The sequence below is a fragment of the Streptomyces sp. NPDC052109 genome, from assembly GCF_040680195.1.
In the GTDB taxonomy this organism is placed as follows: Bacteria; Actinomycetota; Actinomycetes; order Streptomycetales; family Streptomycetaceae; genus Streptomyces.
Genome location: NZ_JBFAWF010000035.1, coordinates 1 through 22310 on the forward strand (window position 1 = coordinate 1; position 22310 = coordinate 22310).

At 70.6% G+C, this 22310-nt stretch carries 17 protein-coding genes and 1 pseudogene; 7 read left to right on the forward strand and 11 right to left on the reverse strand.

Features of this window, described 5'->3' with window-relative positions; translation table 11 throughout:
* Positions 1-53: 53 nt before the first annotated feature.
* The 4 genes and pseudogenes from AB0L59_RS39395 (at position 54) to AB0L59_RS39410 (ending at position 3461) form a co-directional block, all read left to right on the forward strand.
* Positions 54-236, forward strand: coding sequence for a hypothetical protein (locus AB0L59_RS39395; RefSeq protein ID WP_365592199.1), 183 nt, complete (start codon positions 54-56; stop codon positions 234-236).
* A gap of 440 nt (positions 237-676) precedes the next feature.
* A complete protein-coding gene (locus AB0L59_RS39400) occupies positions 677-1624 on the forward strand; it encodes an NAD(P)-dependent oxidoreductase (protein ID WP_365592202.1) in 948 nt (315 codons plus the stop codon).
* A gap of 221 nt (positions 1625-1845) precedes the next feature.
* Positions 1846-1965, forward strand: a pseudogene (locus AB0L59_RS39405) (IS5/IS1182 family transposase); the annotation flags it as partial.
* A gap of 107 nt (positions 1966-2072) precedes the next feature.
* On the forward strand, positions 2073-3461 hold the full coding sequence (locus AB0L59_RS39410; protein WP_365592205.1) for a mercuric reductase: 1389 nt from the start codon (positions 2073-2075) through the stop codon (positions 3459-3461).
* Between the two features lie 147 nt (positions 3462-3608).
* Here AB0L59_RS39410 and AB0L59_RS39415 read toward each other — a convergent pair whose 3' ends face one another.
* The 3 genes from AB0L59_RS39415 to AB0L59_RS39425 all read right to left on the reverse strand — a co-directional run bounded on the left by AB0L59_RS39415 (position 3609) and on the right by AB0L59_RS39425 (position 7101).
* Positions 3609-4529, reverse strand: a complete 921-nt coding sequence (locus AB0L59_RS39415) for an NAD(P)-dependent oxidoreductase (RefSeq protein WP_365592208.1) — start codon at positions 4527-4529, stop codon at positions 3609-3611.
* Positions 4526-5503, reverse strand: coding sequence for an aldo/keto reductase (locus tag AB0L59_RS39420; protein WP_365592211.1), 978 nt, complete (start codon positions 5501-5503; stop codon positions 4526-4528). The genes AB0L59_RS39415 and AB0L59_RS39420 overlap by 4 nt, the downstream gene beginning before the upstream one ends.
* A gap of 587 nt (positions 5504-6090) precedes the next feature.
* Positions 6091-7101, reverse strand: a complete 1011-nt coding sequence (locus AB0L59_RS39425; protein WP_365592214.1) for a LysR family transcriptional regulator — start codon at positions 7099-7101, stop codon at positions 6091-6093.
* 251 nt (positions 7102-7352) lie between these two features.
* Between AB0L59_RS39425 and AB0L59_RS39430 the strand changes: the two genes are divergently transcribed.
* On the forward strand, positions 7353-7862 hold the full coding sequence (locus AB0L59_RS39430; RefSeq protein WP_365592217.1) for a hypothetical protein: 510 nt from the start codon (positions 7353-7355) through the stop codon (positions 7860-7862).
* Positions 7863-7883: 21 nt separating this feature from the next.
* On the opposite strand, the gene AB0L59_RS39435 is transcribed toward AB0L59_RS39430, so the two are convergent.
* From AB0L59_RS39435 to AB0L59_RS39460, 6 genes are all read right to left on the reverse strand, one after another.
* Positions 7884-9323 (reverse strand): multicopper oxidase family protein, encoded by a 1440-nt coding sequence (locus AB0L59_RS39435; RefSeq protein WP_365592220.1) that lies wholly within the window; start codon positions 9321-9323, stop codon positions 7884-7886.
* 1091 nt (positions 9324-10414) lie between these two features.
* The gene (gene zwf / locus AB0L59_RS39440; RefSeq protein WP_365592223.1) at positions 10415-11860 is read right to left on the reverse strand and encodes a glucose-6-phosphate dehydrogenase; all 1446 of its coding nucleotides are present in this window, start codon (positions 11858-11860) and stop codon (positions 10415-10417) included.
* Positions 11857-12891, reverse strand: a complete 1035-nt coding sequence (gene gnd, locus AB0L59_RS39445) for a phosphogluconate dehydrogenase (NAD(+)-dependent, decarboxylating) (protein ID WP_365592226.1) — start codon at positions 12889-12891, stop codon at positions 11857-11859. Before gnd ends, zwf begins: the two co-directional genes overlap by 4 nt.
* Before the next feature lie 24 nt (positions 12892-12915).
* Positions 12916-13077, reverse strand: a complete 162-nt coding sequence (locus tag AB0L59_RS39450; protein ID WP_365592229.1) for a hypothetical protein — start codon at positions 13075-13077, stop codon at positions 12916-12918.
* Positions 13074-14162, reverse strand: a complete 1089-nt coding sequence (locus tag AB0L59_RS39455) for a hypothetical protein (protein WP_365592232.1) — start codon at positions 14160-14162, stop codon at positions 13074-13076. Before AB0L59_RS39455 ends, AB0L59_RS39450 begins: the two co-directional genes overlap by 4 nt.
* A 420-nt stretch (positions 14163-14582) precedes the next feature.
* A complete protein-coding gene (locus AB0L59_RS39460) occupies positions 14583-15464 on the reverse strand; it encodes an alpha/beta hydrolase (RefSeq protein ID WP_365592235.1) in 882 nt (293 codons plus the stop codon).
* A gap of 259 nt (positions 15465-15723) precedes the next feature.
* Here AB0L59_RS39460 and AB0L59_RS39465 point away from each other — a divergent pair, with 259 nt between their 5' ends.
* Positions 15724-16299: a hypothetical protein gene (locus AB0L59_RS39465; RefSeq protein WP_365592238.1), complete on the forward strand. Its 576-nt coding sequence runs from the start codon at positions 15724-15726 to the stop codon at positions 16297-16299.
* 78 nt (positions 16300-16377) lie between these two features.
* On the opposite strand, the gene AB0L59_RS39470 is transcribed toward AB0L59_RS39465, so the two are convergent.
* Positions 16378-17592, reverse strand: a complete 1215-nt coding sequence (locus tag AB0L59_RS39470; RefSeq protein ID WP_365592241.1) for a beta-ketoacyl-[acyl-carrier-protein] synthase family protein — start codon at positions 17590-17592, stop codon at positions 16378-16380.
* A 598-nt stretch (positions 17593-18190) separates the two neighbouring features.
* On the opposite strand from AB0L59_RS39470, the gene AB0L59_RS39475 reads away from it, so the two are divergent.
* Entirely contained in the window at positions 18191-20437 is a 2247-nt protein-coding gene (locus AB0L59_RS39475; protein WP_365592243.1) for a bifunctional glycosyltransferase family 2 protein/CDP-glycerol:glycerophosphate glycerophosphotransferase, read from the forward strand.
* A gap of 10 nt (positions 20438-20447) precedes the next feature.
* Here AB0L59_RS39475 and AB0L59_RS39480 read toward each other — a convergent pair whose 3' ends face one another.
* Complete coding sequence (locus tag AB0L59_RS39480; RefSeq protein ID WP_365592246.1) at positions 20448-22052, reverse strand: glycosyltransferase family 2 protein; 1605 nt, start codon at positions 22050-22052, stop codon at positions 20448-20450.
* Positions 22053-22310 lie beyond the last annotated feature (258 nt).

A 22310-nucleotide genomic window follows, 5' to 3' on the forward strand; every position in this document is an offset into this window, starting at 1 on the left:
CTCCGCCGCAACGCCCGCGACCCCCACCGCCCACTCGAACTCCTCGGCCTCGGATGATCACAAACCGGACGTCATCCGACCACGCCGAAGCCCTGCCCGGGGTCCTGCACAAACTCCTGTTCTCCACAGCCGCCGAGGGCGGGGCCGTCTGGCGCAACGCCTTCAATGCGCACGCCTGGAAGCCCGCCCTCGCTGCGGCGGGACCGATCCCCGAGCCCGGGCCGGGGAAGCGGTAGCAGGAAGCGCGCGAAGACGGCATGCGCGCGCTCCGGCACTTCTCCGCTTCGGTGCCCTCGACGCAGAAGAGAAAGCGTCAGGGCCCTGATCGCCTACCTCGGCCGTGCCGACGCCGGGTTCACGCTCCGGACCTGCACCCGTCTCATGCCGAGCGGCGGGACGCGTACGCGGAAGGCTGTCGACGCGATGGACCGCACGGCCCGCGAGCCCCCGGCGAGGACCCTGCCGGCCTGCCTCGACCGGCACGCCCGGCCCCACACCCCAGCTGTCACCCGTCTGGAGCGCCTGCAGGTGCGCCTGGAGCCGAGCGAACGCGAGTGGACGCAGACTCATGTGTGCTGCCTCAGGCGTCGGCACCTTGTCGGTCGTGTCCCCGGTCAGGCCGGTTAGGCCGCAGGGCCGCACAGGTCGAGCCGTCTTCCAGGATCGAGGTACAGAAATGCCGTATGTAGCCAAGGACCGCCCGCGCATCGGCTGGATCGGCACCGGCCGCATGGGCTTCCAACTCGCCGCCCGGCTGCTGGACGCGGGGCACGACGTGGCCGTCTACAACAGGACCCGCGCCAAGGCCGAACCGCTGGCTGAACGGGGAGCCGCGGTCGTCGACCGGCCCGCCGATCTCGCCGACCGGGACGTCGTCTTCACCATGGTCTCGGCCTCGCCCGACCTGGAGGCGGTCACCACGGGCCCGGGCGGCGTGTTGACCTCGCCCGATGCCGCGCCGGGGGTGCTGGTCGACAGCTCCACGGTGTCCACGCAGATGTCGGCGCTGATTCGGAAAGAAGCCGCCGAACGCGGGACCGACTTCCTGGCCGCCCCGGTGAGTGGCAATCCGAAAGTGATCGCCGCAGGCAAGCTGACCGTCGCGGTCTCCGGCTCGCGCGAGGCATTCGGCCAGGTCGAGCCGTTGCTCGCGCTGCTGGGGCGGGGGGTGACCTACGTCGGCGAGGGCGAAGTCGCCCGTCTCGTCAAGATCGCACACAACGTCTTCCTCGGCGTCGTCACCCAGTCGCTCGCCGAGATCACCATCCTCGCGGAGAAGGGCGGTGTCAGCCGTGCCGCCTTCCTGGAATTCCTCAACGACTCCGTGATGGGCTCGGTCTACACCCGCTACAAGTCGCCCGCGCTGGTCAACCTGGACTTCACGCCGACGTTCACCATGCCGCTGCTGCGCAAGGACTTCGACCTGGGACTGTCCGCCGCCCGCGAGCTGGAGGTCCCGATGCCGCTCGCCGCCGCCGCCGCTCAACTCGTCGCTGGTGCCATCGGTGCGGGGCACGCCGAGGAGGACTTCGCCGCCCTGATCCTCGAACAGGCCAGGAACTCCGGCATCACGCTGGACGCCCAGAACGTCCCCGTGGACGACGGCCTGTCACCGCACGCCTGACCGGCTGGGGCTCGACCGGGTTGGATGGGACGGCGACTGGCTTCGATGAGAAAGGACGACCGCAAGAGCACTTACGGCTCGTTTCGTCACCATGCGCCAGCCGGCGCCGCTCTCCGGGATCTCCAGTTCAGGTCGCCGACGGCACCTCGGTGCCCACACATGATCAGTCGTCGACGCCGGCACCCGGCTCGTCGTTGCGGTCGGCCGGCCCGTGCCTGGCCTTCGCCCGCATGAAGTGCTGGACGGTCCTTCGCGACTGCCGCTTGAAAGGGGACGGCGTTCACCGTGCCGTGTCCGGCATCGGCCGCCCTCACAACCCCGCCCTCGCCCGGCGCAGGTGATCAAGGCGGGACAAGCCTCAGCCCGACCACTGCGCCGACCCGAAACCCACCCACGCCTACCGGCGCGCCCGCAGAGCACGCGGGAGCCGCAGTTTTACGATCTCCCCATGGCAGACGAGAGCCATGACGTGATTGTGATCGGAACCAGCCAGGGTGGCCGGTTTCTACCCGTCGATCTGGCGAAGGCGGGCAAGAGGGTGGCGCTCGTCGAGCGCGACCACCTAGGTGGTGTCTGCGTCAACACCGGCTGCACCCCGACCAAGACGATGGTCGCCAGCGCGCGCCTCGCCTACCAGGCGCGGCGCGGCGCGGAGTACGGCGTGCGGACCGGTCAGGTGTCGGTCGACCTCGCCGCCGTACGGGAGCGCAAGCGGGCGATGGTCGCGGGCGCGCGGGAGAACTACGCGAGCCGCCTGGCGCAGGACAAGCTCGACCTGATCGAGGGCGAGGCCCGTTTCACGGGGCCCAAGACGGTCGAGATCGCGCTGAGAAACGGCGGGACGCGGGAGATCAGCGCACCCGTGATCGTCATCGACACGGGCACCAGGCCCAGGCCGCTGGCGATCAGCGGCGCGCAAGACGTCCCTGTCCTGGACTCGACGTCGATCATGGAGCTGGGCACGCTCCCTGAGCACCTGATCATCCTCGGCGGAGGCTACATCGGCCTGGAGTTCGGGCAGATGTTCCGCAGGTTCGGCAGCGAGGTCACGATCGTCCAGACCCGCCCGCGCCTGATGATGAACGAGGACGACGACGTCTCCGACGAGGTCGCCGCCATCTTGCGCGACGACGGGATCACGGTCCTCACTTCGGCGACCCCGGACCGGGTCGAGGAGGCGGGCGGCGGGCGGGTACGACTGACCGTTCGCACGCCGGAAGGTGAGCAGCGGGTCGAGGGCTCCCACCTTCTGTCGGCCATCGGCCGCGTCCCCAACACGGAGGCGCTCGCACCGGCGGCGGCCGGCATCCGGCTGCGCGACAACGGCTTCATCGAGGTCGATGAGTACCTGGAAACGTCGGTCCCCGGCGTCTACGCCATGGGGGACGTCAAGGGAGGCCCGGCCTTCACCCACCTTTCCTACGACGATTACCGGATCCTGAACGCCAACCTGCTCGGCGGCGAGAAGGCGAGCACGCGGGACAGGATCGTTCCGTACACCGTGTTCATCGACCCGCAGCTCGGCCGCGTCGGCATGACCGAGCGGCAGGCCAGGGAGCAGAACCGCGCGGTCCGCGTCGCGAAGCTGCCGATGAACGCCGTCATCCGGGCCCTCGAGACCGGGGAGACGCGCGGCTTCATGAAGGCCGTCGTCGACGCACACACCCAGCAGATCCTCGGCGCCGCCGTGCTCGGGACGGAAGGCGGCGAGATCATGACGATGATCCAGGTCGCCATACTGGGCAAGCTCCCCTACACCGCCATGGCGAACGCCATCTTCACGCACCCGTTGCTGGCGGAGGGCCTCAACAGCCTCTTCACGACGCTCGACGCCTGAGAGGTCGTCCCGTAACCAGTGGGGCGGTTGGTGTCTACCGCTGGAGTGGCGGTGCGGGCGGCGGAGTGGCCGCGTGCGGGGTGGTGTGGCCGAGGGGGCCTGCGTCCGTCTTCATCGCCGGGTCTTTCTCGCGTTGCGCCGGCCGGATCAGGCCGCGTTGTAGACCACGGACAGGTCGTCGTCGGCGTGCTGGAGGGCGGTGTGCCGCCAGCGGGGCAGCAGCGCTTCGGTGAGCGGCAGGCGGGTGCCGAGGTTGTACGCGGCCTGTACCGCCAGCTCGGCGTCCTTGACCGCGTGCTTGAGTGCGAAGGCGGGGGTGAAGTCGCCTGCCAGCATGGAGCCGGCCTTCTGCACCGCGTACGGCGACCCGAGCGGGGTGGCCTGCAGCAGTTCCACCATCGCGGCGGGGTCCAGGCCGAGCCGGCCGGCGAAGGACAGTACCTCCGCGGTGGCTTCGACGAGGTCGACGAGCCAGCTGTTCAACACCAGCTTCGCCTTGGTTCCGTCGCCGGCCGGCCCCAGCCAGACGGTGGCCCGGCCCAGCGCGCCGAACACCGGGGCGAGGACGTCCTGAACCCGGTCGGGACCGCTGGCCAGAATGATCAACTGACCTGCCTGGGCGGGTCCTTCGCTGCCGGAGACCGGGGCGTCCACGTATGTCACCCCGCTGCGGGCCGCGATCACGGCGAGCCGGGCCGACCATTTGGCCCCGATGGTGCCCATCTGCACCCAGATCAGCCCGGGGGATCGGTCCAGGAACCCGTCCGGGCCGGTCGCGGCGCGCTCGGTGGCGGGCCCGTCGGCCAGCATGGTGATGACGATGCCGGCGCCTTGAACGGCCTGTGCCGGCTTGTCCGCGACAAACGCTCCGTGCTCGGCCAGAGCGGTGGCGCGGCCGGTCGTCCGGTTCCACACCCGAAGCTCGAAGCCGCTGCGGGCCAGGTTGGCGGCCATGGGGCCGCCCATCCGCCCGGTGCCCAGGAAAGCGATCACCGGTGTCTTCGTGGTGCGGGCGGCGCTGGAGCGGCGCTGCGTGCTGTGTCGTGCCGACGGCTGGGTGGTGGTCATGACATACCTTCCGGGGTGGGGCCGCCGACAGCAACCGCGGCGGACATGATGTGGTCGATCTCGGCCAGCTCGGTCCGGCTGAGTGCGAGCTGGAGGGCGCCGAGGCTTTCGATCAGGTGGCCCGGGGTGCGGGCACCGACGATGGCGACCTGGACGGCTGGGTGGGCCAGCACCCAGGCCACCGCCACTTCGGCGACCGATGCGGCGTGTTTGGCCGCGAAGGCGCGCAGCGCCGACACGACGTCGAGATTGCGGGCGAGCCCCGGACCGGTGAAGGCCGGACTCCCGGCGCGCCAGTCACCCGGAGGGAACGTGGTCTCGGGGGTGAAAGTCCCGCCGAGCAGTCCGTGGGCCAGGGGTCCGTAGGCCAGGACGCCGATGTGGTGCTCGGCGGCGTACGGCAGCAGGTCGGTTTCGGCGTCGCGGCGGAAGAGGTGGTAGGGCGGCTGGACGGTTTCCACCGGCAGTACGGTGGCGAACTCGGCCATCTGCGCGGGTGTGTAGTTGGAGACACCCACGTGGTGGATCAGGCCCTGCGCCATCAGTTCGGCGAGGGCGGCGGCGGTGTCCGGGACGGGGGTGCGCGGGTCGGGCCAGTGCACCTGGTACAGGTCGATGTGGTCGGTGCCCAGTGCGTCGAGGCTGGCTTCGACACCCTTGCGCAGCCATGCCGGGCTGGCGTCGCGGACCAGCCGGTCGCCGTCCCTGCGCAGCCCGCCCTTGGTGGCGATCACCACCGACTGGCGGGCCGAGCGCAGCTCGTCGGCCAGTGCCGCGCCGAGCAGCCGCTCGGCGCGGCCGAACCCGTAGGCCTGGGCGGTGTCGAAGAAGTTGATGCCCGTCGACCTCGCGTTTGCGATCGCCTCGATCGCGGCGCGCTCGTCCACGGGTCCCCACTCCCCGCCGAACTGCCACGTGCCGTACGCGACCGGAGTCACCGCCAGTCCGGATGCGCCCAGTGTCACCGTTTGCATGTCGTCCTCCTTGGGCGAGTGGGACCTTCTGTCTCGACGTTCACACCCGCCGGAAGCCGCCGGTAGTGGCCCTGAGCTTGCGGGGATACAAGCCGTCCTTGTCTCCGGCCGGCGTTCCACGAACCCCGGCGGGTGGGAAGCGGCCATCCCGCGGCCGCCGGCGGCGCGCCCGGCCGATCCCGGAGTCGGCCGCGCTCGACAGCGCCTCGGACGGCAATGCGGCGGCAGGCGGCCGCGCGGCGGATCCGGGTGGCCACACAGGGGAGTGGCGCCGGGGCGGTGCCGGGCAACGCCGGTCCGAGGTCCCTGTGCCGCGGCAGTACGCGGCCCCGCCGAGCTGCGCGGGGTCAGCCGGGCTGTGCGGGGTCGGCCGACGGTGTCCACCGAGCGGTCGGCGCCGGCCGCTCCCCGGACCACACGGTGAGGAAGTCCGGGTGTCAGGATCTGGCGGGAGGTCGGCCCTGAGCCCGCAGACGGCCCTCCACGACATCCGCCTCCCCTACGGCCGGCCCTGAGCGGGGGCATGTCGGCGACCACACATGCCCGCGGACCACCGGGTCACAACGGGTCATGTGGGCCCGGCACGGTCACGGGCCCGGGCGGCGGGTGCTCCCGGACCCGGGTGCCTGCGCCGAGCCGGATGCGCGTCGGCGCGTCCGGCCGCCTTGGTCGCGGCGGGTGATGTGAGCGATCAGGTCCCGTGCCACTCCGCTCGGCGGGGTGGACGCACCGTCCCAGATCACGCGCAGAGTCCTGCGCAGGTCGAGTTCCGGCGTCTGCACCACCACGAGCCGGCCTGTGGCCAGATCGTCCTCGACGGCCAGTTCGCTGATGACGGCAGGCGCGGTGCCGGCCAGGGCGGCCGCGCGTACCGCCGCCGTCGTGGGCAAGGACAACGCCGGGATGACCTGGGGGCCGCCAGGGCCGAGCACCTCGGCCAGCGCGGCGGTGAGGGTGTCGAGGGTGCCGGAGCCGCCCTCCCGGCTCACCAGCGGTGTGCCGACCAGCTCGGCGGCGCTGACCGGCCGGCGCCGCCGCGCCCAGGGGTGGCCCGGAGTGACGACCACGGCGAGACTGTCGTGGCCGACGACCCTGCCGTGAAGCCCGGCCGGCCGCTGCGGGCCCTCGGTGAAGCCGATGTCCGCCGTGCCCTCGGTGACGTGGGCGATCACCGTGGTGGTGTTGATCGCGGTCAGCAGGATCTCCGGAGCGGCGGTTCCCGGTCGTTGTGCCGCGCGGAAGGACGACAGCCAGCCCGGCAGGAGCTGCTCCGCGATGGTCAGGCTCGCACTGATCCGCAGCCGGTCACGCCGGTCGGCCCGCAGGGCGGCGATCCCGGCGTCCATCTCGGCCGCGACACCCAGCAGCCGGGCGGCCCACTCCGCGATCACGACGCCTTCGGTGGTCAGGCTGGACCCGCGCGGACTGCGGTGCACCAGCGTGACGCCGGTCTGGGCCTCCATCGCCCTGATCCGCGCCGAGACCGCCTGCTGGCTCACCCCGACCACCCGGGCGACGCTGTTCAGGCTGCCTTCCTGGGCCACGCCCAGCAGCAATTCCAGCGCGGCGAGGTCGGGAACGTGCGTACTGAGAGCCATGAGCCGCCCTCCCAGCTGCAAGCCGGGGTTGTATCCCCTCAAGCCTACGGCCGCTACCGGGGCGGGCCGACCTCTGCGAGCTTCGAAAACACGAACGCGGTTCCCACGCCGGGGGCTGTCCGACCACCCGGAAGAGGACGCGACCAGGAGCGCCCGGCAGGCCGTACCGCCCCGCACCCACGGCGCCGTCGCCTGCCCGCCGGGACTCCGCCCTGAGACCTGACGGGGCATGACCAGCCAGGAGACACACCATGAGCGCCACCTCGGTACTGAGCCCGTCCGAGCACGAAGTCAAGCGATCGTTTCTCCTGCAGCGGGCGCAACCCGCCATGAACGGCCTGATCGACGGCTCGCTGTCCACGCTGGCGCCGATCTTCGCCGTCGCCTTCGCCACGCTGCAGCCGCGCTACGCGTTCTTCGCCGGCCTGGCCACGGCCATCGGCGCCGGTGTCAGCATGGCCTTCTCCGAGGGTCTGTCCGACACCGGAGACCTGACCGGGCGCGGCAAGCCCTACCTGCGCGGGGCCATCACCGGGGCGGGCACGTTTCTCGGCGGGGTGCTGCACACCCTGCCCTTCCTGATCCCCCAGTACCGCCTCGCCCTGGCGGTGGCGCTGGTCACCATCACCTTCGAACTGCTGACGCTGGCCTGGATCCGCTGGCGTTTCTTCGGCACGGGCTTCCTGCGCTCGTTCGTCTCCATCGCGATCGGCGGGGCGGTCATCGCCGGCGTCAGCGCCGCACTCGGTGCCGCCGGCTGACCGTGCTCGCGGTTGTGTGTGTCATTTCTCGATGTCCAGTACGGCCATCATGCCCCGGTCCTCGTGGTTGAGGATGTGGCAGTGCAGGACGGTCTTGCCCGTGTAGTCCTTGAAGCGCATCCGGATGACGAACCGGCCCTTGGCGGGAACGCTCGCGACGTCCTGCAGGCCGTGACTCTGGTGCGGGCGGCCGTTGATGCTCATCAGCTGGAAGTGGTTGGTGTGCACGTGGAAGGAGTGTTCCTCGTTGCTTTCGTTGACCACGGTCCACTCCTCGATCGTGTTCAGCTTGGCCCGGAAGTCCACCCGGTTCGGATCGAACTGCCTGCCGTTGATGTAGAACTTGGTGCCGGCTGCGTTCTCGGAGAACACGACGGTGCGCCGCGCGGCGATCGTGGCGTGGCTCAGATCCACTGCCGGCGCGAAGGACGAGGTGGGCAGCGGCGCCGGTGACGCGGAAGGCCCTGCCGAGACGAGGGTGGCCAAGGTCGCCTGCGGGAAGAGGTTGCCGCCGGGGCCGGTCCGGTACGGGAGCGTCTGCAACTCGGTGCGGCCGGGCGGACCGCCCTGTACGAGCACGTCGAAGCGGGCCCCGGCCGCAAGGAGCAGCGAGTCGGCCGTCCAGATGCGGTCGACGGGCGTGCCGTCGTGGGCGATGACACGGAACTTCTGTCCCTGCAGGTGGACCCTGTAGTAGATGTTGGCGCTGATGTTGGCCAGCCGCCACAACTGGGTCTCGCCCGGCCGGATGCGGATGACCGGGTTCAGCTGGCCGTTGACGGTGCGATGGGTGGGCGCACCGATGTGCAGGCCCTGGGTCTTGACGGCGTCGCCCTGGAGCTGGAAGTCCTTGAGCGCGATGGCGTGCTCGGTGATGTGGCGCAGGTTCGCCGGAAGGTACTGCTGCAGGCCGTCGACGACAAGGAGGCCCGACATGCCCCCGGCGACCTGCGCCGCGGAGGTGTGGTCGGTGTGGGGGTGGTACCAGTAGGTGCCGGCACGCAGAGTACGGGGGAACTGGAAGGAGTAGTGGAACGTCTGACCCGGACGGATGTGGAGGAAGACGTTGTCGGCGGCGCCGCTCGGTGACACATGGAGACCGTGCACATGCAGGTTGGTCTCCTCGTCGAGCGTGTTCTTCAGGGCCAGCTCCATCTTGTCCCCCGGCCGGATCCGCAGCGTCGGCGGCATGTAGCTGCCGTTGTAGGTCAGACCCCACAACGCGTGGCCGCCGAGGTTCACCCGCCGTCTCTCCACGACGATGGCCGCCCGCAGCAGCCCGTTGTGACTGACCAGTTGCGCCGGGTCCCGGAGAGGAGCCCCTGCGGCGAACGAGGGTGTGGGCGACGGCGACGGCACCATCGACGACTCCGACGACGCACTGGTGCAGCCGCTCATCAGGGCACCGAAGGCAAGGACCAGCGCCGTGGTCAGACACGGCAGCGTGGAACGGGATCGCATGACGCCTCCACAGATGGACACCCCGATCCCGCGTAGCTGACCACCCGCGGAAACCCTAAGGGGAGTGAGACGCGCGCTGTCTGAGCCGTCCGAGCGACGCCCCGAAAGCCAATACCACTCACGCGGCGGAAACGGCGCACCGCCTTCTCGGTCACCCGCGAGTGATTGCTCGCTGACGCCCCTCATGTGTCACGCCATGCCGCCGAGCTCACCCCTGCGACCGTCCTCGCCCACGTGTAGACGGCACCGACCGTGTCCGCTCGACGCTCGGACGCGGGCTGAGCCGGGAACCGAGCCGACCTTGCCGGGCCGTACCGTGTGTTCCACGGGGTCTGCCGGTCCGCGGAGGCCGTACATCGCGGCCACGCCGAAGTGGTCCTTGAGCTTCAGCTTGATCTGGTTCGCGATGGCGACGCCGGATGCTCTCCCCGAGGGGCGTGACCGACCGGCTTCCCGCCCGGCGCCAGCAGGTCCGCAAGGCTCGCCGCCGTCTTCCCGCCAACCGCGTCGAAGGCCCGTCACCAGCCCGGCGACCTCGTCCGGCAACTCGTCCGGTACGGCGACGACCGCCTCGGCACCCGCCAGGACGACCGGGGACCATGGCCCTGGCTGGGGGAACACCGTGACGCGGCCGCCGACCTCGACGCCCGCGGAGCCTCGGCCTCCCCGGGAAGGCCTCGACGAGGTGGAGGTCACCAGGTTTCCGGGAATGCCGTGGTGCGGATGAGGACCTGACCACGCTCGGGCGCTGCCGGATCCGGCTCCTCGGTGACGGTCGGGACATCGGCGGGCGACCCGCCGCGGGCGTGGACGACACGACGGTTCGCGATGGTCCTCCTGCGCACAGGTATGTCGTCACGCCCGCACGCCGGGAGACCAGCGGCACGGCCGCGGAACCCGATCGGGTCATGAGCCTGTCGGCACGCTCCCGGGACGGCCGTGGTGAGCGCGGTGTCGCCGACGTGTGCGCCGTGCCGGCGGGCGAGGCGTACGGGACCGCAGTCGAGGCGTGTCCGCGGTCAGACGTCCAACGCGTGAGCCCCCGTGCCGAGTTCAGGGGCGCAGGGGTTGCGACGCGGACGCGGCGAGGGTCAGGCGTGCGAGCCGTCGCCGCTATCCGGCAGATGCCACCGATGTGGTGCGATCAGTTCTCTGACCGCCGGGTCCGGGCCCCATGAGCCGGCGGCGTACGGCTGGGGCGGCGGTGGGTTCTCGAGCAGGGGGGTCGATGCCGCCCAGATGTGCTCGATTTCGTCGGACCGCGTGAACAGCGACTGGTCGCCGAGCATGGCGTCCAGGAGCAACCGCTCGTAGCCTTCGAGTCCGTGCTCCCGGCAGAAGGAGTCGGAGTAGCGGAAGGTCATCGTTGCCGGTGTGAGCCGCATGGTGGGGCCGGGTTCCTTCGCGAGGAAGCGGGCCGCGATCCACCCGGGGTCCCCGAAGTCGATCACAATCTCGTTGCCTGTGTTCTCCTCGTGATGGGGGAGATCGGTACGGAACATCCTCAGGGGCGGCTCGCGCAGACCGAGGGTGATCACCTCGCGTTGCTGTGCGAGGTTCTTGCCGGAGCGCAGGTGGAACGGCACTCCGGCCCACCGCCAGTTGTCCACTTCCAGCCGTAGCGCGGTGAACGTCTCGGTCTGCGAATCCGGTGTGACACCCGGCTCGTCGCGGTAGCCCTCGTACTGTCCGCGTACGGCGTGGGCGGGTTGGATGGGGCGCAGTGCCTCGAAGACCTTGGCTTTCTCGTCACGCAGGGGCTGGGCGCCGAGCGAGACGGGTGGTTCCATGGCCACGATGCCGAGCACCTGGATCAGATGCGTGACGATCATGTCCCGGAAGGCTCCCGTGCGTTCGTAGAAGCCGGCGCGGCCCTCGAGACCGAGCGTCTCGGGTACGTCGATCTGCACATGGCTGACGTGGTCCCGGTTCCAGATGGGTTCGAAGAGGCCGTTGGCGAAGCGCAGGGCGAGGATGTTGTCCACCGACTCCTTGCCCAGAAAGTGGTCGATGCGGAAGACGCGGGACTCGTCGAAGACGGCGTGGATCGTGTCGTTGAGCGCTCGCGCCGAGGCGAGGTCGGTGCCGAAGGGCTTCTCCACGATCACCTTCGCGTTCGCCGCCAAGCCGGTGGCGCCGAGCATTCCGATCATGGATCCGAACGCGGCGGGTGGGACGGCGAGGTGGAACAGTCTGCGTGGCTGCCCGCCGAGGGACTCCTCGGCCGACCGTACGGCCGCGAGCAGCGGGCCGGGATCTTCGGGCTGGGCGGCGCCGAAGGACAGCGACTCCTCGAAGGACTGCCACTCCGGCCCGGACGGCTGGGACAGCCCGAAGGTGGCGACGGCATCGTGCGCGTGCTTGCGGAACGCGTCGTCGCTCAGCGCGGACCGAGCGGGACTGGAGCCCACGATGCGGTAGCCGTCCGGGAGGAGGCCGGCCCTGGCGAGGTGGAACAGGCCGGGGAGCAGTTTGCGCTTGGCGAGGTCGCCGGTGGCGCCGAAGAGCACGACCACATGGTTGTCCGGGCGGGTCACGATCGGCTCCTCTTCTCGGCGTGTCCGCCGAACTCACTGCGCATGGCGGACAGGACCCTGTCGGCGAACTCGCCGAAACCCCGGGACTGGAATCGCTCCGTGAGAGCCGTGGTGATCACGGCTGCCGGCACGCCTTCGTCGACCGCCGCGAGTACGGTCCACCGCCCCTCGCCGGAGTCCGAGACACGCCCGGTGAACTCCTCCAGCTTCGGTGACCGGGCGAGTGCGTCAGCGGTCAAATCGATGAGCCAGGAACCCACGACCGAGCCGCGGCGCCACACCTCGGCCACCTCGCCGACGTCGATCTCGTACTGGTAGGCCTCAGGTTCGCGCAGCGGGGCGGTCTCGGCGTCGGCGGTGTGCTTGCGGCGCCCGGCGTCGGCGTGCTCGATGATGCTGAGTCCCTCGGCGATCGAGGCCATCATTCCGTACTCGATCCCGTTGTGGACCATCTTCACGAAGTGCCCTGCTCCACTCGGCCCGCAGTGCAGATAGCCCTGCGATGCCGTCCCGTCGGCCTGCCTGCTCGGGGTCGGCTCGGCGGAGCCGGCGCCGGGTGCGATGGCCTTGAAGACGGGGTCGAGCCGGGCAACGGGCTCCGGTTCGCCGCCGATCATGAGGCAGTACCCGCGGTCAAGTCCCCAGACACCGCCCGAGGTCCCGCAGTCGAGGTAATGGATGCGGCGAGGAGCGAGCTGTGCCGCACGGGCGATGTCGTCGCGGTAGTAGGAGTTGCCGCCATCGATGACCGTGTCGTCCGCGTCGAGGAGCTCGGCCAGCTGGTCGAGGGTGGGCTGTACGACGGCGGCGGGGAGCATGAGCCAGGCGGTCCTTGGCCGCTCGAGCTTCGCCACGAAGTCGCCGAGCGAGCCGGCGGCGACCGCGCCCTCGCCTTCCAGCTCCTTCACCGCGCTTTCGTTGAGGTCGTAGACCACACAGTGATGGCCGTCGCGCATGAGCCGGCGCACGAGGTTCGCGCCCATCCGGCCGAGTCCGATCATGCCGAGCTGCATGGGGGTGTCGGAAGCCATGGCTGCCCTCCTGGGGGACGGGCCCTAGTGCTTCAGGGCGCGGTAACGGCGGATGGGGGCATGGGTCGATGAGTCGTGGGCGAGCTCCGGTTCGGCTTCGGAGGAGGGTTCGGGGGTGATCCGGGCGGCGAGTGCCGTGCCGAGCCCCACGCCCCACTGGTCGAAGGAGCCGATGTCCCAGATCACCCCCTCGCTCCGGCGAAGGTGAGCCGGGTCTTGGTCGACGGCGTCAGGTCGGCCGGTCCGCCGAGGAACCAGGGCACCGCCTCGGCGACGGCGTCCAGCACCTGGCCCGACGGGTCGCGGCTCGCCAGGCCCTTCGGATCGGCGGGAAAGGCGGGCAGGGCGCTGCGACAGGCGTCGAAGGTCCTCTCCCAGGCGGTGCGCAACCCGGCGCCCCGCGCCCCGATGCCTCGGGCGAACCGGTCGGGTACGCCGTCGGGTACGTGGAAGTCGGCGTCCGGCGGTATCCGAGGACGCGCTTGGTGGCTCCCCTCCGGCCCGAATGGCGTTCCGTGGGCTTTCGGCGGGTCCTCGACGGTCGAGTAGCCGATGGGACTGTGGACCAGGACCAGGGGCGGACGCTCGCTCTCGGCGCGGCAGGTGTGGAAGGCGCGGCTCGCGCCGACGTCCTCGGTGAAGGCGATGTCGGTGTGGCCGTCGATGGTGACCCGGTCGGAGTCGTAGATCCAGCACGGGTTGGACAGTTGGAGGCGCCCGGCGAGCGACGCCGCCTCGGCGGAGACGCCCTCCATCGTGCAGCCGTCGCCGGCGAGCGCGTACCCGCCGAAGTCGAAGAGGGTGAAGTCTCCGCGGCTGAACCCTGCTCCCAGCCACCGGCCGGCGACTGCCATACCGACGGAGGTGGCGACCTCCTGGCCGAGCGGACCGGTGGTCGTCTCGACGCCGCTCGTCCACGGGTACTCGGGGTGGCCGGGGCAGCGGGAACCGATCTGCCGGAAGGACTTGAGGTCGTCCAGGGTCACCGCCGGACGGCCGAGCACCTCGCCGCGCGGATCGACCGTGCGGACGCCGGTCAGGTGCGGCAACGACCAGAGGAGGGCCGAGGCGTGGCCCTCGCAGAGCACGAAACGGTCGCGGTGGGGCCAGACGGGGTCGGCGGGATCGAGGCGCAGGAACCGCTGCCACAGCGTGTGTGCGACGGGTGCCATTCCCATCGGGGTCCCGGGATGCCCCGCATTCGCCTTCTGGACCGCGTCCGTGCACAGTCCGCGAATCGTGTTCACCGACAGCGTGTCCAAGTCGGTCATCGCGGCGCCGCCCTCCGTGCTCTCGCTGGATGCCTGCGCTTGTGCGCTGGGCCGACGGGCCCGGCCGACGGGGCCGGAGGAGGGCCGCGGCCGCGCGAGAGAGGCAGGTCAGTGATTCCGGAAGGACGGCCTGCGCAGGCCACATGGTGGCAAGTTCGGCCGAACGCAGGTCATCAACTCACCCACTCCGATCAGCCTAGGGTCGCCCCTGCCCGCACTCAACTCGAGCGGTTCTGCCGGCCGGGCAGGGCCGCTCGGCGCGGTTCGTCACGATCTGTGTGCGAGGCGATACGCCAGGCGCAGGCGCAGGCGCAAGGTGCCGTGCCACCGCCTGACCGCCGACTCCCCCACGGGCTTCAGGGGGAGGGGCAGGCCACCGTACCGGGGTGCGCCCTTCGGCGGGTGCGGTGGAGCGGCCGTCTACCTGATGCGGCTTTCGCTGCCACTGCTCCCCGGCTGCGGGGCGGATCCGGCCGCGCTCGCCGCCTTGAGGATGAGACCGGCGACGGCGTCGGGCTGGGCGATGAGGGAGACGTGGCAGGAGTTGATCTCGACTGTGTGGGAGTGGGCCCGCCTGGCCTCGAAGCGCTCCTGCTCCGGGGTGATGGTCATGTCCCGCCGGCCCACCAGGGCCCAGGACGGAATGTTCTTCCACGCGGCGACCTCGGCCTTCTCGGAGAACGCGGTCGTGGCGGCCGGTCGCTGGGTGACGCCCAGCAGGTTCGCCTGAGCCGCCGGCAGGCAGGCGGCGAAGACCGAGTGCACCTTGCTCCGTTTCAGGTAGAGGTCGGTGCCGTTCATGTCGCCGGTGCGGTACTTCACCGACTCGGTGGCGGTGGCCAGGGCGCTGGGGAAGCGGGCGGACAGCGACATGCCGCTCTCACCGACGTCGGGCACCAGCGCATTGATGTACACCAGCGACTTCACCTGGGGGTTGCCCGCAGCCGCCGAGCTGATGACGGCACCACCGTAGGAGTGACCGGCCAGCACGATGGGGCCTCTGACCGACTTCAGCACCGAGGCGATGTACGCGGCATCGCTGTGCAGGCCGCGCAGCGGGTTGGCCGGGGCCATGACCGTGTAGCCGCGACGCTCCAGCCGCTCGATCACCCCGTTCCAGCTGGAGCCGTCGGCGAACGCGCCGTGCACGAGGACGATGGTCGGTGCGGCGCCGCTCGCCCCGCTCTGCGCCACGGCCGGGGCCGTGGGCACCGCACACAGGACGGCGGCCGCGCACCCGGCGGCCGCGATGCGCCGACGCCGGGTGACCAGCAGCGCGCTGGGTATGGCAGATGCTGTCATGGCGATCTCGCTCTCGCTCAGGGCTACGGTCAACACGGTTCAGGACTCGAGAGCGACGGGCTCGGCGAGATCGTCCAAGCGGGTGACCGGGGCGTGGCATTCGAGTGAGGCTCGCATCCTCCTCGGGGCCGCTCACACCTGCAGGCGGCCGTTGTCAGCCTGTCGGACGCACACGGTCACTCTTCTGCCAACGGCGGCCGCGGTGAGCGCGGCGGCCAGGTCCGGCTCTGCGCCCCGCCCCTCAGGGCCTCAGTCGGCCATGTCCCTGTCAGGGGAAGGTGGGCTCGCAGGGTGGTTCCCTGCCCGTCGGGGCCGTGGAGGGTCAGGGGCCGCCGGGGCTCTTACGCAGTCGGTGAGGCCGATCAGCCACCTGGGTGGTACCAGGGGCAGGCACCCAGCGAGGAGGCCACCAGCGGGCCGGCGAGCAGCGGCCGGTGCGGCCTCTGCCCGCCTCTCCTCCGCGAGTCTTCGGACGCCCGCTGGGCAGTTGCTGAACAAGGTTCCCGAGGTCACCATCCGGTTCTGGATCATCAAGATCTTGTGCACCACGGTCGGCGAGAGCTTCGCCGACTGGATCAACATGAACCTCGATGTGGGCCTGACCGACACGGCAGGGCCTGAAGGCACTGCGCGCCCCGAACCCCGACACGGCCACCGAGGTCAAGGCACTCCACACGCTCCTGACCTCACTCGGCTGACCCACCGAGACGACGCCCCGACACATCCCCTGCGCCGGGGCAGGCGCCCTCCCGAACTTCACCCGGCTCGCGGATCGCCGGCTGCGGCGGGCGTCGTCAGGTCGGCCAAGTCGCCGAGGGAGAACGCCGATTGCTGAGATCGAACTCGTGGTGTCGTGACCGGTTTGCGGGCCTGAGGGACCCGTGCCGCCCCGCGTTGCGGTCAGGTCTCGTCGTCACCTGGTGAAGACGAGACTGACGTTGTGTCCGCCGAACCCGAACGAGTTGGCCAGCGCGGCAGACCACTGACCGGTGCGCCGCTCACCGCGCACCAGGTCCAGTTCCACGCGCGGGTCGGGTTCGTCGAGGTTGCGCGTGGCCGGCACCGTGCCGTCCTTGAGCGCGAAGAGAGCGGCCATAGCGCCAACCGTTCCGGACGCGCCCATCATGTGCCCTGTCATCGACTTCGTCGCCGTCACCGCGGCGTGGCCGCCGATCACCCGGCCGATCGCCTCGGCCTCCGCCAGGTCGCCGGACTCCGTCGAGGTGGCGTGGGCGTGCACGACCCCGATGTCCGCCGGGGCCAGGCCGGCGTCGCGCAGCGCCAGTTCCATGGCGAGGGCCTGACCTTCCGCGTCGGAGGCCGTGATGTGGTTCGCGCTCGAACTCACGGCGCTGCCGGCCAGTGTGCCGTAGGTACGTGCTCCACGGGCCCGGGCGAACTCGGCGCGTTCGAGCACCATCATCCCCGCGCCCTCGCCCATGACGAAACCGGACCGATTGACGTCGAACGGGCGGGACACGGTCTCCGGGTCCGCGGACTGCGTGGACAGGGCCTTCATCTGGGCGAATGCCGCGATGGTGAACGGGTGCAGGCATGCCTCCACGCCGCCTGCGACGACCACGTCCGCCCGACCGCTGCGGATCAGATCCTGCCCCAGGGCGAGGGCCTCCGCCCCGGACGCACAGGCACTCACCGGAGTCCTGGCGCCTCCCTTCGCGCCCAGGTCCATGCTCACCCAAGCGGCCGGCCCGTTGGGCATCAGCATGGGGACCGCGAACGGCGACAGCCGGCGAATCCCGGCGCGTTCGAAGACGTCGTCCTGCCCCAGCGTGGTGAGGACACCACCGGTCCCGGTACCGATGACGACGGCGAATCGTTCCGGCTCGACCTGCGGAGCACCGGCGTCCTGCCAAGCTTCGCGCGCAGTGAGGACGGCGACCTGCTCACCTCGGTCCAGCTTCCTGGCCTCGGCCCTCGGAAGCAGGGAGGCAGGGTCCACCGTGAGCCCGGCCGCAACGTGCACGGGCAGGTCCGCGGCCCACTCCTCCGCCAGGAAACGCACCCCCGACTTCCCCTCCAGCAGCCCCGACCACGACGACGGCGCATCGGCCCCCAGGGGCGTCATCGCACCGACGCCCGTCACCAGCACACGACCGTTACGGGTCACACGAGCCTCCTTGAATTGTGTAGATGCTACAGAGCGCTGACTTACCTCATGGGGATCATGCCAGCGTTGATAAGGCAAATCACGGCAGGAGTCGACCGATTCGATGGCGAGAGATTGTCCCATTTCAACAATGAACGAACGTGAACTCGTGGCTGGTTCCCGGCCGAACGGCAGCAGCTCCGCGCGGGGGTCGCGGTGGCGTCGTGCCTGGCGTCCACATCGTGGTCGGACTGTTCGGCGACGACCGTTTCCCGCGTGTCCTCCGCCAGACCCGGCACGACCCGCTTCGGTGTCCCGTGGCCGTCGGCGGCCATCCATTCGGGTGGTGTCCTGTACGGGTTCCAGGCGCGGTGACCGCGCTTCCGGGTATCCCTGAGTCTGCCGGCAGCCCCGCCTGTCACCGGGGTCCACTGGTAGTCCTACACATTGTAGGACTACTCTGTGTTCGAGACTGCCCCGTTTCCGAGCGCGTGCACGCGCTCGGCGACGCGAGCCGCTGGATCGCGTCGGGGGGCGCGGTCGGCATGACGTTCCGTCCGGTACGCGTGTCCCAGGTCCGGTCGCGCAAGGCATACACCGACACATGCCTGGAGGACATGTGGCAACAAGTGACAGCCCGGCCACCCAGCCGTCCGCGGAGGAGGTGCTCATCACTGTCGTCCTGCCGGTCTACGAGGTGCGGGAATTCCTGCCGGAATGCCTGGACTCCCTGCTCGGAGCGGCGCAGTCCTTCGAGGGCATCGAGGTGGTGGCCGTGGACGACTGTTCCCCCGACGACAGCGGTGCCCTGCTCGACGAGTACGCGGCCGGGGACTCCCGGCTGCGCGTGGTGCACCTGCCGGAGAACGTGGGGCTCGGCCGGGCGCGCGGTGAGGGGCTGGCCCGCGCCAGGGGCGAGTACGTCTGGTTCGTCGACAGCGACGACCGGCTGACGACCGGGGCGGTGGCCGCGGTCGCCGAGCGGCTGCGGCGGACCGGTCCCGACGTCCTGCTCGTCGACCACGCTCTGGTCAACCCGGACGGAAGCGTGCAACGGAACGTGCGCGCGCATCTGTTCCGGGACGCGCCCGAGACGTTCACGCTCGGGGAGCGGCCCAGCACCCTGGATCTCATCATGACCGCGTGGAGCAGAGTGCTGCGGCGGGAGTTCCTGCTCGGCCTGGACGTGGACTTCGGGCACGGGTACTACGAAGACATCTCGGTCACCTATCCCACGCTGCTCGCAGCGCGCCGGCTCAGCATGCTCGACCGGGTCTGCTACCACTACCAGCGTGGACGTGAGGGCGCGATCACGAGCACCGCCAGCCCGAAGCACTTCGATCTCTTCGGCCAGTACGAGCGGATCTTCGCCTTCATCGACCGTGAGTCCACGACCGCCGAGCCGTTCCGCAAGGCGGTGTTCGACCGCACCGTGCGCCATGCCACGACCGTGCTCGCCACCCCAGGCCTGGTGCCGGAGGATCTGCGGCGCGACTTCTTCCGGAGGGCGTCGGAGCACTTCCGGCGGTTCCGGCCGCGTGACTACACCTACCCTTCCGGGCTGCGCGGCCTGCAGTACCGGCTGGTGGAGCAAGGGGCCTATCCCGCGTACGCGGCGCTGGAGCCGGTGAACCGGCTCCGCCTCGCACTGCGTACCGCCCTCGGCCGGGCGCGCGGTGCGGTCCGGCGAACACCCCGGCTCGCGGCGACGGCGCTGCGGCGGGCCTACTACCGCGCCTGCCTGCGGCTTCCCGCCGACGACGGACTGGCCGTCTACGCCGCCTACTGGAACCGCGGTTACGCCTGCAATCCCGCGGCCATCTTCGAGAAGGCCCGTGAGCTCGCTCCCGGCATCCGCGGGGTCTGGGTGGTCGCCAGGGACAGGACGGCCTCCGTCCCACCGGGGGTCGAGTACGTGGTGGAGGGAACCCCCCGCTGCCTGCGCACCATGGCGCGGGCCAAGTACCTGGTCAACAACGTCAACTTCCCGTACGAGCTGCCCAAACGGCGTGGCGCGGTGCTGGTGCAGACACAGCACGGCACCCCTGTGAAGAAGATGGGGACGGACCTGCGGGAGCATCCCGCCGCCGCACGCGGTATGAACTTCGACCGGCTGGTGGAGCAGTGCGGGCGGTGGGACGTCCTGGTCTCGCCGAACCCGCACACCACCGAGGTCTTCACCAGGGTCTACCCCGGCGGTTACCAGGTGCTCGAGACGGGCTATCCGCGCGTCGACCGGCTGGTCACCGCCTCGCTCGACCGGGTGAACCGCGTGCGGGGCGAACTCGGCATCGCGCCCGGGCAGATCGCCGTCCTCTACGCCCCCACCCACCGCGACCACCAGGACGGGACGGCGCCCGTACCGGACGTGCAGCGGTTCGCCGACCAGCTAGGCGACGACCATGTCCTGCTGGTGCGCTCACACTACTTCGACCTTCCGAGGATCTCCCCGTCACGAGGCGTCGTGGACGTCTCGTCCCACCCGTCCATCGAAGACCTGTGCATCGCCTCCGACGTCCTGATCACCGACTACTCCTCCGTGATGTTCGACTACGCCGTCCTGGACAGGCCGATCGTGATCTACGCGCCCGACTGGGAGGCCTACCGGCGCTCGAGGGGGGTCTACTTCGACCTCCTCGCCGAGGGGCCCGGCGCGGTCGCCACCACGCAGGAGATGCTCATCGAGGTGTTCAGGAGCGGCGAGCACATGGGGCCGGCGGCGGCGGAGCGGCTGGCTGGGTTCCGGGATCGTTTCTGCCCCCATGACGACGGGCGCGCGGCCGAGCGCGTCGTGCGCAGCGTCTTCCTGGGGGAGTCGGCCGGGGAGCCGGCCGACCCGGACAGCCTTACGTCGGCCGGCGGTTGAACGTCGCCGGTCAGCGCCCCTTGTGGCGGGCGAGGCGCCCCGCGACAACGGTGCGCACTCCGGCAGCGCCGGCGGCGACGCGCAGGGCGAGACATCCGCTGTGGGTGGCGTACGGCTGGAGCAGCAGCAGCCGCCCTCGCCGGCCGAGCCGCACCGATCGACCGAGGCCCGATCCGGCGCGCAGCGGCCGTGTGACCGTCTCACCGTCCCGGAAGGCCAGGGTCACCCAGGCGTCCCATGTGGTGATCGTGTCGTGCGCACAGAGCGCCGCCGCGTCGACGGTGACGACGGCACGCAGGCTCTCGCCGCCGGGCAGGGTCCCCCACGCCCCCTCGTACCGGTGTACCGCGTCCGTCACCCGGTGCCGGAGCTCGACGATCGCACTCCCGGGGCCGGCGTGTGCGGTCCTGCCGTAGAGCTCGGGCAACCGTAGTTCCAGCATGGGCCGGCGGCCCGCCCTCACGTGCGCGGTGACGTAGAACGGCAGCTGCGCGAGCGGGGCGTCGGCGAGGCCGTCGAGCACGATCCCGGCCGTTCCGTCCGGGGCGGTACGCACCTCGTCCCACAGCGGTTCGCGCGTGTCACCGGCGTACGGCGGCGGCAGCCGCGGCGGGTCGGCCGCCAGCTCGGCCAGCCGTGGCAGGTTCGCGGTCTGCCGCTCGCGTCCGAGCAGGACCGCGGTGCGCCAGCGGGCCGCGGGCGTGGCCCGGGACACGGCCTCCTCCTCGAAGGCGCGTACATGCTCGCGGGAGATCCGCCACCAGGCGTCCTGGTACTCCGGGGCACGCGAAGGCAGCTCACTCAGGTAGACGGCGAGATCGAACTCCAGGAACTTGGTCTGCGCGGCGACCAGCAGATCCCGTTGACCGCTGTCCCGCATGATCTCCAGCACCTGCCGATGCGCGGTGACCCGGTCCTGCCAGTTCTGGATCCGGTCCCGGCGCAGGGAGATCGAGGGCTGACCGGTGCCGTAGCGCACATGCCAGACGTAGACGGTCTCAGGGGTGACGGCGAGGCGCGGGCAGGCCGCGTAGACGCGCGCGGTGAAGACGAAGTCCTCGTAGTGCGCCGCACCGTCGGGGAAACGGATCCGCCGGGACAGCAGGAACTCGCGGCGGTAGATCTTGTTCACCGACAGCGTGTCCCACAGTGTCTCGGGGCGCCGGGCCACCCCGTCGTGCACCGACTCCGTGGTGAACAGCTGTTCCTGCCAGGGGATCTCGCGTCCCCCGGGCAGCTCGCGCCGTACACACAGACCCGCCGCCACATCTGCGTCATGCCGCAGTGCGACGGTGAGCAGCGCGTCCACGGCCTTCGGCGCAAGCACGTCGTCGCTGTCGAGGAAGACGAGCCAGGGGAAGCGGGCCGCGGCGATACCGTCGTTGCGTGGGGTGCCGCACCCGCCGCTGTTGCCGGCACGGCGTACGACACGTACCCGAGGGTCGGCGACCGCGAGCTGTTCCAGTACGCGGGGCGTGTCGTCGGTGGACGCGTCGTCGACCACCACCACCTCGCCGACCGCATCGCCCTGTGCGAGTGCCGAGGCGACCGCCTCCGAGACTCGTTCGGCGTCGTTGTAGGTGATGACCACCACCGTCACGTCGCCATGTTTCACGCTGGACACCTCTGCTCCCCTTCGTGCGGCCATGGCAGGCACCCCTTTCGCCCAAGGAGCACAGGCCCCGGCGTGGGCGGAGCCCCCTGAACTCCTACATTATGTGAGACAAAGAGTGGGGCTGAGTGAGACCGGACATGCGTGCCGACGGCCGGTGACGCGCGGCGCGGTGCATCACGTGTTCGCTCGAAGAACTAACTCGGGTCTTACCTGACGCACGTCGAACGAGTGACTGACCGTGCTCTACTGGGGCGCCAC

What these genes read in the sequence shown, in the direction of transcription:
- AB0L59_RS39395 (WP_365592199.1), top strand. Translation starts at nt 54, where the DNA reads ATGATCACAAACCGGACGTCATCCGACCACGCCGAAGCCCTGCCCGGG.
- AB0L59_RS39400 (WP_365592202.1), top strand. Translation starts at nt 677, where the DNA reads ATGCCGTATGTAGCCAAGGACCGCCCGCGCATCGGCTGGATCGGCACC.
- AB0L59_RS39410 (WP_365592205.1), top strand. Translation starts at nt 2,073, where the DNA reads ATGGCAGACGAGAGCCATGACGTGATTGTGATCGGAACCAGCCAGGGT.
- AB0L59_RS39415 (WP_365592208.1), bottom strand. Translation starts at nt 4,529, where the DNA reads ATGACCACCACCCAGCCGTCGGCACGACACAGCACGCAGCGCCGCTCC.
- AB0L59_RS39420 (WP_365592211.1), bottom strand. Translation starts at nt 5,503, where the DNA reads ATGCAAACGGTGACACTGGGCGCATCCGGACTGGCGGTGACTCCGGTC.
- AB0L59_RS39425 (WP_365592214.1), bottom strand. Translation starts at nt 7,101, where the DNA reads ATGGCTCTCAGTACGCACGTTCCCGACCTCGCCGCGCTGGAATTGCTG.
- AB0L59_RS39430 (WP_365592217.1), top strand. Translation starts at nt 7,353, where the DNA reads ATGAGCGCCACCTCGGTACTGAGCCCGTCCGAGCACGAAGTCAAGCGA.
- AB0L59_RS39435 (WP_365592220.1), bottom strand. Translation starts at nt 9,323, where the DNA reads ATGCGATCCCGTTCCACGCTGCCGTGTCTGACCACGGCGCTGGTCCTT.
- gnd (WP_365592226.1), bottom strand. Translation starts at nt 12,891, where the DNA reads ATGGCTTCCGACACCCCCATGCAGCTCGGCATGATCGGACTCGGCCGG.
- AB0L59_RS39455 (WP_365592232.1), bottom strand. Translation starts at nt 14,162, where the DNA reads ATGACCGACTTGGACACGCTGTCGGTGAACACGATTCGCGGACTGTGC.
- AB0L59_RS39460 (WP_365592235.1), bottom strand. Translation starts at nt 15,464, where the DNA reads ATGACAGCATCTGCCATACCCAGCGCGCTGCTGGTCACCCGGCGTCGG.
- AB0L59_RS39465 (WP_365592238.1), top strand. Translation starts at nt 15,724, where the DNA reads ATGTCCCTGTCAGGGGAAGGTGGGCTCGCAGGGTGGTTCCCTGCCCGT.